This window comes from Microcoleus sp. T2B6 (assembly GCF_036700475.1).
In the GTDB taxonomy this organism is placed as follows: domain Bacteria; phylum Cyanobacteriota; class Cyanobacteriia; order Cyanobacteriales; family Microcoleaceae; genus Microcoleus.
Map to the genome: position 1 here is coordinate 23,574 of NZ_JAUBOZ010000073.1, position 9,678 is coordinate 33,251.

Below are 9,678 nucleotides of genomic sequence, written 5' to 3' on the forward strand. Positions count from 1 at the left end.
CCCAGTTGCTGCATTGTTCGATGTTGTATAAGTTGGCCGAAAACAACCTAAAACCCTATCAGGGATTGAAACAATGCTCCCATGATCTGCAGGAAGGTGGGAACCACGAGCCGAAAACAACCTAAAACCCTATCAGGGATTGAAACAGTTTACTGCTGAATCTTTGAATCTAAGAAGCGGCGCCGAAAACAACCTAAAACCCTATCAGGGATTGAAACCTGAATAATCTTTTGGGCGATCGCCCCTATCCGAGGCCGAAAACAACCTAAAACCCTATCAGGGATTGAAACGCTAAAGCACTCATTGCCAGTGCCAAACATGACCAAGCCGAAAACAACCTAAAACCCTATCAGGGATTGAAACTCCGGGCCAGTATCTCCAACGCGAAGAATGCTCGAAAGCCGAAAACAACCTAAAACCCTATCAGGGATTGAAACTCATGCCGGAAACCGGGACACGGAATGCTATTAATTGCAGCGCCGAAAACAACCTAAAACCCTATCAGGGATTGAAACTTTTCTTCATAGACTTGCAGGATTACAAAATTTTAGGCCGAAAACAACCTAAAACCCTATCAGGGATTGAAACTAGTAGTCATATAATCTCTAAGCTCCGCGCTGAGGCCGAAAACAACCTAAAACCCTATCAGGGATTGAAACCTGCTAGATGGATTGGATAGAAATAGTAGAAGAGCCGAAAACAACCTAAAACCCTATCAGGGATTGAAACCTCAATTCTCTTCATTATTGTCAAGGGCCGGCGCCCTCGCGCCGAAAACAACCTAAAACCCTATCAGGGATTGAAACCGGCATATTCGGGGCTATAGTCTCCTTTCATCCGGCCGAAAACAACCTAAAACCCTATCAGGGATTGAAACCATCACCCCGCTCTTCCATCACTCGCAAAGCCTGCCGAAAACAACCTAAAACCCTATCAGGGATTGAAACATACCTGTTTCCGGTGACATGGAAATTCCTCCAAGAGCCGAAAACAACCTAAAACCCTATCAGGGATTGAAACTGAAGAAAATCCAAGAATGCTCCTTCAAAATTGGCAGGCCGAAAACAACCTAAAACCCTATCAGGGATTGAAACCCTACTCTATCTAGGAACCCATGAACAATCTTATGCCGAAAACAACCTAAAACCCTATCAGGGATTGAAACCGCTGTCTGGAACCATCAACAGGTCAAGCTCTTGGCCGAAAACAACCTAAAACCCTATCAGGGATTGAAACTTCGGATGTGCCCAGGGGAACGACGGAGAATAACTGAAGCCGAAAACAACCTAAAACCCTATCAGGGATTGAAACCTGATTTAACTTGCTCTGTTACGGGCTGTTCCAGCCGAAAACAACCTAAAACCCTATCAGGGATTGAAACGATATATTCCGGCTTCTCTTTGGTTACGCCTTAGAATGCCGAAAACAACCTAAAACCCTATCAGGGATTGAAACATTTTATGCTGGGCTCGTTGGGGTGGTTCGGAGTTGAATGGCCGAAAACAACCTAAAACCCTATCAGGGATTGAAACTTATGAGACTAAGCGAGCTTGCGAAAACACTAAACAGCCGAAAACAACCTAAAACCCTATCAGGGATTGAAACAAAATATTTGGCTAGAAAAAACACCTGAACATAGCCGAAAACAACCTAAAACCCTATCAGGGATTGAAACGATGGAGATTGATTTGACGGACATCCACCAAGTAATGCCGAAAACAACCTAAAACCCTATCAGGGATTGAAACAAAAAGGAATGGCGCAAAAGGGAGAATATATAGCGCCCTGCCGAAAACAACCTAAAACCCTATCAGGGATTGAAACAATCCAGCAGTACCAGGCAAATCAGAAGCTTCTATCAATGCCGAAAACAACCTAAAACCCTATCAGGGATTGAAACCTCTGGCAGCTTTACTTAAAGGCGCTAATGCCATACAAGCCGAAAACAACCTAAAACCCTATCAGGGATTGAAACAACCTCATCGACTAGACCAACATCATCACAGACAGCCGAAAACAACCTAAAACCCTATCAGGGATTGAAACCTACTTACTGCTCTAACCTCGCTTAACAGTGCGAGCCGAAAACAACCTAAAACCCTATCAGGGATTGAAACATAACCAACTTAAACGGGCCTGTACCTACTATCATAGCCGAAAACAACCTAAAACCCTATCAGGGATTGAAACAATTTGTCGCCACATCGAGATAGCCAAAGCAAAGAGCCGAAAACAACCTAAAACCCTATCAGGGATTGAAACGCTTGTGCAGTCGGCGCGGGTAATATTGCTCGTGCCGAAAACAACCTAAAACCCTATCAGGGATTGAAACTGAAAAACGCCGTTTTGAGCAACAGGTCGCAGAAGCCGAAAACAACCTAAAACCCTATCAGGGATTGAAACATCAATGAAAAAAAGAACTCTAAATACGTCGTTACGCCGAAAACAACCTAAAACCCTATCAGGGATTGAAACTTTTTTATCTCATTTGAGATGACTACTTTTGAAGAGCCGAAAACAACCTAAAACCCTATCAGGGATTGAAACCCAATCCTTCCTCCGTTAGCCAATCTCCATCTAGCCGAAAACAACCTAAAACCCTATCAGGGATTGAAACTGTCATCTCTCCACTGTTGGTAGTAATCTGGGTGAGCCGAAAACAACCTAAAACCCTATCAGGGATTGAAACTGAGCGTAGGGTGTATGACTTGTCTCTGTCAGTGCCGAAAACAACCTAAAACCCTATCAGGGATTGAAACTCTCTTCTTTCACCTTAGAGAAAAGGAATTCAGCGGCCGAAAACAACCTAAAACCCTATCAGGGATTGAAACTGATCAATTTGCTAATAGCCGCTGCAAGACAAGCGCCGAAAACAACCTAAAACCCTATCAGGGATTGAAACATCCTGCACATAACTTATTCGCCAGGCAAAGGCAAAGCCGAAAACAACCTAAAACCCTATCAGGGATTGAAACTAAAGCCTCTAGAGGTTACTTCTATCTATCCCTAGCCCTTGCCGAAAACAACCTAAAACCCTATCAGGGATTGAAACGCAGAGGCCTTTGATATTGGAGAACGCAATGTCAGGCCGAAAACAACCTAAAACCCTATCAGGGATTGAAACAAAGAAAACGACTACAACAGCGGGTACACTTCTTGCCGAAAACAACCTAAAACCCTATCAGGGATTGAAACTCGTTGGGACTAGGGAATAGAGCTATAATGTATCAAGCCGAAAACAACCTAAAACCCTATCAGGGATTGAAACGCTTCTCGGTAGCTTCCGAGCGCAGTTCGTAATAGCCGAAAACAACCTAAAACCCTATCAGGGATTGAAACTCATGCCTTTATCGCGCTCCAAAACCCCTTTGAGCCGAAAACAACCTAAAACCCTATCAGGGATTGAAACAGCTGGTGCTACTTAAACCGAAAAGGTTACTAGGCCGAAAAGCCGAAAACAACCTAAAACCCTATCAGGGATTGAAACATTGCAGTAAAATCTCTTCCATAGTGGGCGAAAGCATGCCGAAAACAACCTAAAACCCTATCAGGGATTGAAACTTTCCCAGACTCCCATACGAGCTCTGATTGCCAATCTGCCGAAAACAACCTAAAACCCTATCAGGGATTGAAACAACTTTTCTCCGGCGTGGATGAAAAAGTTTTTTACGCCGAAAACAACCTAAAACCCTATCAGGGATTGAAACCGCAAGGGAAAAAGGGGACCATTTATTCTTGGAGCCGAAAACAACCTAAAACCCTATCAGGGATTGAAACCAAAGTTCAAGCGATAGGTTTCGGGGTCAATACCAGCCGAAAACAACCTAAAACCCTATCAGGGATTGAAACCTTTGATATGCCTGTGAAACATAGAGTTCCTGAAGCCGAAAACAACCTAAAACCCTATCAGGGATTGAAACTAATATCTAGCTCGTTTTCGTATTGTATTGTTACACGCCGAAAACAACCTAAAACCCTATCAGGGATTGAAACGCTAGTAGTGCGACTTTTCGATACAGAATTCGATCGGCCGAAAACAACCTAAAACCCTATCAGGGATTGAAACAACTTCGATCGCAGCATCTTTAGCATGCGCCTCAGCCGAAAACAACCTAAAACCCTATCAGGGATTGAAACAGAATCGGAGATTAGTTTTCGCCTAATGGATCAAGGCCGAAAACAACCTAAAACCCTATCAGGGATTGAAACGGCGTAAATTCCTACATCGAACAAATGGAGCCAGAGCCGAAAACAACCTAAAACCCTATCAGGGATTGAAACCTGATAGTGAAAGTGCGATCGCAATAAATGCTGGGCCGAAAACAACCTAAAACCCTATCAGGGATTGAAACGGGGAATAAAATAGTAAGTGTTTTTCCCAGACTGCCGAAAACAACCTAAAACCCTATCAGGGATTGAAACTCACAAGCCTTAGCGTAAGTTAGTTTCGTTAGGTGTGCCGAAAACAACCTAAAACCCTATCAGGGATTGAAACACCTACTAAACCTACTCAAACTTACTCACCCTCGGAAGCCGAGCCGAAAACAACCTAAAACCCTATCAGGGATTGAAACAAATACCTGCGAGACCGCAAAGTAATAGCACACCGGCCGAAAACAACCTAAAACCCTATCAGGGATTGAAACCCCCACACGATGTGCTTGGGATATAGAGGTGAAGCCGAAAACAACCTAAAACCCTATCAGGGATTGAAACCTTGATGTATTCGGAAAGCCTGGAAATTCCCAGCGCCGAAAACAACCTAAAACCCTATCAGGGATTGAAACATTCCCAAAGTTACAGAGCCAACTCCAGTACCCCGCCGAAAACAACCTAAAACCCTATCAGGGATTGAAACTAAAAGGTCAGCAATCATCAATGAGAGTAAAGAAAAGCCGAAAACAACCTAAAACCCTATCAGGGATTGAAACAGCCCAAATTGGCAGTGCCACTGCCGAAACAATTTAAAGCCGAAAACAACCTAAAACCCTATCAGGGATTGAAACTGGTGTGATGTGCCGGCATACTATTCCCCCGTCAAGCCGAAAACAACCTAAAACCCTATCAGGGATTGAAACGCGCGGTAGCCAGTGTATCCACCACTGAACTAACCAGCCGAAAACAACCTAAAACCCTATCAGGGATTGAAACAATGTCAACGATTATGGATACGTCATCCACAACGCGCGCCGAAAACAACCTAAAACCCTATCAGGGATTGAAACCCGTTTGTTGCCCGGTTTAGCAATTCTTGACGTTTGGCCGAAAACAACCTAAAACCCTATCAGGGATTGAAACCGCTTATTCGCAAGCTAAAACCGATGGAAAATTGCCGAAAACAACCTAAAACCCTACCAGGGATTGAAACTTCTATCCGTAGAAACGGTACTTCCGTATAGAGCCGAAAACAACCTAAAACCCTACCAGGGATTGAAACTACTCTATTCATCAAAATAGACCAAGGAGTAAGTAGCCGAAAACAACCTAAAACCCTACCAGGGATTGAAACTTTTGCAGTGACACTAACTATTCCCGAATTCCCATTAGGCCGAAAACAACCTAAAACCCTACCAGGGATTGAAACGAGTTGGTGATTGACACGCAAACCGGAGAAGCATTGCCGAAAACAACCTAAAACCCTACCAGGGATTGAAACCAAATTATCAGGATCTGCCAGGTAATTACGCCGCTAAGCCGAAAACAACCTAAAACCCTACCAGGGATTGAAACTAGCTGCCAGGGCCGGAGTACCCGATCGCCTCAAGCCGAAAACAACCTAAAACCCTACCAGGGATTGAAACTGAAACCTTGAAGAATCCTCAGATTGCCGAAAAACTGAGCCGAAAACAACCTAAAACCCTACCAGGGATTGAAACATATATTCCTGGAAAGAGGGCAAAACTGCACTGGTAAGCCGAAAACAACCTAAAACCCTACCAGGGATTGAAACCATAATTCCTGCGACCGTAACCACATTCCATCAGCCGAAAACAACCTAAAACCCTACCAGGGATTGAAACTTCATTCTCAATAAAGCCCGATCTTAACAGCGCTTTTTGCCGAAAACAACCTAAAACCCTACCAGGGATTGAAACTGAATATGCCAACCTCTCAATGTGCCGTCAACAGTTGAGCCGAAAACAACCTAAAACCCTACCAGGGATTGAAACCTCGCAGCTATCCATCTCCTTACTCATCTCCTTGGCCTTAAACAAATTTACTTCCAACACTCACTGCAGCGGTGGTGCTCATCGATAATCTCACATTTGATAAAAGTGGTCGGATTCAGGAATTGATTCAAACAACACGGTGTAGACTATTATATTTACCCCCATACTCTCCAGAGTTTAACAAAATTGAACAAAGAAGAGTCTTGGCTAAAAAGTCAAATTCGTAAACAGCTTGATGAGTTTGATTGCTTACATTTTGGCGACCCTTGGATGTCTTGCGCCTGGGAGCATAACACCGGCCGTTGCTAAATGTAATTTCCCAGATTCTTCAGTTGACAAAACCTCAAAATTATGACCACTCAAACAACTTCTCCACTCCTACTCAGTCCCTTCAAAATCGGAGATTTATCCTTAAAAAACCGGGTACTCATGGCACCCATGACGAGAGCCAGAGCCGGTGAAGCGCGGATGCCCAACGCCTTGATGGCAGAGTATTACACTCAGCGAGCCTCCGCTGGTTTAATCATTACAGAAGCCACAGTGGTTTCTACTCAAGCTAATGGTTGGCTCAATACCCCCGGTATTTATTCAGACGAGCAAGGCGAAGCTTGGAAACAAGTTGTGAGTGCGGTTCATGCCCGCGAAACGCCGATTTTCATGCAGCTTTGGCACTGCGGACGAGCTTCCCACAGCAGTTTTCATCAAAACAATCAATTGCCAGTTGCAGCCTCTGCCATCAAAATAAACGGAGAAGGCATTCATACCCCTGTAGGCAAACAACCCTACGAAACTCCCCGTGCTCTAGAAACCGATGAAATCTCCCTGGTTGTAGAAGATTATCGCAAGGCGGCGGAACGGGCAAAAATGGCAGGTTTTGACGGTGTAGAAATTCACGCGGCAAACGGCTATCTCATTGACACATTCCTGCAAACCAAAACCAATCACCGCACTGATTCCTATGGCGGATCAGTTGAAAATCGCTACCGTTTTCTTAAGGAAATTGTCGAGGCAATAATCACAGTATATCCGGCAAACAGAGTGGGAGTTAGACTTTCTCCCAACGGTGTTTACAATGACATGGGTTCTCCCAGTTACCGCGAAGATTTTCTGTATTTCGCGAAGCAGTTAAATGCCTATGATTTAGCTTACCTGCACTTGGTAGACGGTCTGGCATTTGGCTTTCACGAATTGGGAACGCCGATGATGATAGGAGAGTTTCGCGATGTGTTTGCAGGGCCGCTCGTCGGCAACTGCGGATATACTCAAGAACAGGCTGAAACGGCCCTGAGCAGCAAACTTGCCGATTTAATAGCTTTTGGTCGGGATTTTATCAGCAATCCTGACTTGGTAGAGCGTTTTACTAATGGTTGGCCGCTCAATCCGCCTGCTGAAGTCGGCGTCTGGTATTCTTTTGGGCCTGAAGGTTATATCGATTTTCCTACCTATAGCAATCCTAAATCATTTGCATAATTATTGTAGGGGCAATCCCACGCCCGGTTGCCCGATAGATAGGGGGTAGGCACGGGGAGTAGGGGTAGCACTACCCCTACAAATGTATCTGAATCATTTAGGATTGCTATATCAGGAACCAGCAGCTATTTCTTAGTTGAGTTTTTAGGGGCGGGTTTATCAATAAATACCGAGTAAGTGCATCATAGAGAATGGTCAACCCGCCCCTAATATCATGTCCGGTCAATTAACCATGATTCCTGTATGGGCGGGTTCACCAAGATATTGAATACAAACGGGAAAATCTGTAAACCCGCCCCGGTCTTTAATCGCGGTCAATCGATTGGACATGATATAAAAGATGTATGGTTAATTTCTCCAAATAAGAGTCGGAGTTGGACTCATATTTAATTTTCATCCCCCGTTGAAAACGAGTATTTATTATTTGTAAAAACACTTCTTATGGCTCCTGCCTCCCGTCCCCTGCCTCCTGCCCCCTGCCTCCCCTCTCCTGCCTCCAATTTCTAGCTTGGCTGCAAAAGTGAGAGGCTCCCAGTTGAGATCGAGAACGTTTCCCCATATCCTAATAACCATAGGGTACTTCAAAACATCCAAGCTGCTAGCTCAGCGTTTGAGTGCCTGAAAAAAATCCATAGCGGAAGCGCTTTTAACAAGATGGCACAAAATCACAAATCAACGGTTATCATTACCGGCGCTTCCTCCGGCGTCGGTTTGTACGGCGCGAAAGCTCTCGCAGACAAGGGATGGCACGTAGTCATGGCCTGTCGGGACGTGCGGAAAGCCGGAGACGCCGCGCGAGAGTTGGGCATACCTGAAGGCAGTTTCTCCATCATGGAGATTGACTTGGGCGATTTGGAGAGCGTGCGCCGGTTTGCTCGCGCATTTAAAGCCAGCGGCCGGCCTCTGGACGCTTTGGTGTGCAACGCCGCCATTTATATGCCTTTGATTAAGGAACCGCTGCGGAGCCCGGAGGGTTACGAGTTGACGATGACTACCAATCACCTGGGTCATTTCCTGCTGTGCAACCTGATGATGGAAAATATGAAGCCTTCCTATTATTCCGATGCCAGAATCGTGATTTTGGGAACCGTGACTCACAATCCAGACGAGTTGGGCGGGAAGATTCCGCCGCGCCCGGATTTGGGCAAGTTTGAGGGTTTTGAAGCGGGTTTCAAAGACCCGATTTCGATGGTTGATGGCAAGAAGTTTGAACCGGTCAAGGCTTACAAAGATAGCAAAGTTTGCAATGTGCTGACGATGCGGGAATTGCACCGCCGCTTTCACGAATCCACGGGGATTACTTTCACTTCGCTGTATCCGGGATGCGTCGCGGATACGCCGCTTTTCCGCAACCACTATCCTTTGTTTCAGAAGCTGTTCCCGCTGTTTCAGAAGAATATCACCGGGGGTTACGTGTCGCAGGAGTTGGCGGGGGAAAGGCTGGCGATGGTGGTTGCCGATCCAGAATACAAGCAATCTGGGGCTTATTGGAGTTGGGGAAATCGCCAGAAAAAAGATGGTAAGTCTTTTGTGCAAAAGGTTTCTCCCCAGGCCCGCGATGATGAAAAAGGCGAGCGGATGTGGGAGTTGAGCGCTAAGTTGGTGGGATTGACTGACGGCGCTCAAATGGGTGCTGCGGCTGGTGCGGGCCGCTCTGCATAATTCATTACCAACCCCCTTTATCAGGCTTGGCGGTTGAAACGGCGTCTACGCACAGGATGTGGGTAGACGCGGACTCCATAATAAAGGGGGTATTACAGTCGGATTTGGGATGATGCACCACAATCAAAGAAACCGGCTTTTTTAGTGGCTATGCGCGTTGTAACTCACATCTTCCACCATTCTCAAGAACGGGCAAGATGCCCGTTCCACAAGAGATGACTTTTCTTCTTGTGGAACAGGCCGAAAAGCCTGTTCATAAAAAGATTATTGAGGATGGTGTCCGAGCTCATTGCACCATTCTCAAGAACGGGCAAGATGCCCGTTCCACAAGAGATGAATTTTCTTCTTGTGGAACAGGCCGAAAAGCCTGTTCATA

General features: G+C 45.5%; 3 protein-coding genes and 1 CRISPR repeat array (1 of these 4 cut by a window edge). All 3 genes read left to right on the forward strand.

Annotated features, from left to right (window positions below; all coding sequences use genetic code 11):
* Positions 1 to 6,170: direct repeats of the CRISPR family, unit length 37 nt; unit sequence GCCGAAAACAACCTAAAACCCTATCAGGGATTGAAAC; it begins 2,649 nt to the left of the window's first position.
* A 74-nt stretch (positions 6,171 to 6,244) separates the two neighbouring features.
* The 3 genes from QUA00_RS25655 to QUA00_RS25665 all read left to right on the forward strand — a co-directional run bounded on the left by QUA00_RS25655 (position 6,245) and on the right by QUA00_RS25665 (position 9,302).
* Positions 6,245 to 6,397, forward strand: coding sequence for a transposase (locus QUA00_RS25655; RefSeq protein ID WP_333411626.1), 153 nt, complete (start codon positions 6,245 to 6,247; stop codon positions 6,395 to 6,397).
* A 124-nt stretch (positions 6,398 to 6,521) separates the two neighbouring features.
* Positions 6,522 to 7,640: an alkene reductase gene (locus QUA00_RS25660; RefSeq protein WP_333283663.1), complete on the forward strand. Its 1,119-nt coding sequence runs from the start codon at positions 6,522 to 6,524 to the stop codon at positions 7,638 to 7,640.
* A gap of 654 nt (positions 7,641 to 8,294) precedes the next feature.
* On the forward strand, positions 8,295 to 9,302 hold the full coding sequence (locus tag QUA00_RS25665; protein ID WP_333099251.1) for a protochlorophyllide reductase: 1,008 nt from the start codon (positions 8,295 to 8,297) through the stop codon (positions 9,300 to 9,302).
* Positions 9,303 to 9,678 lie beyond the last annotated feature (376 nt).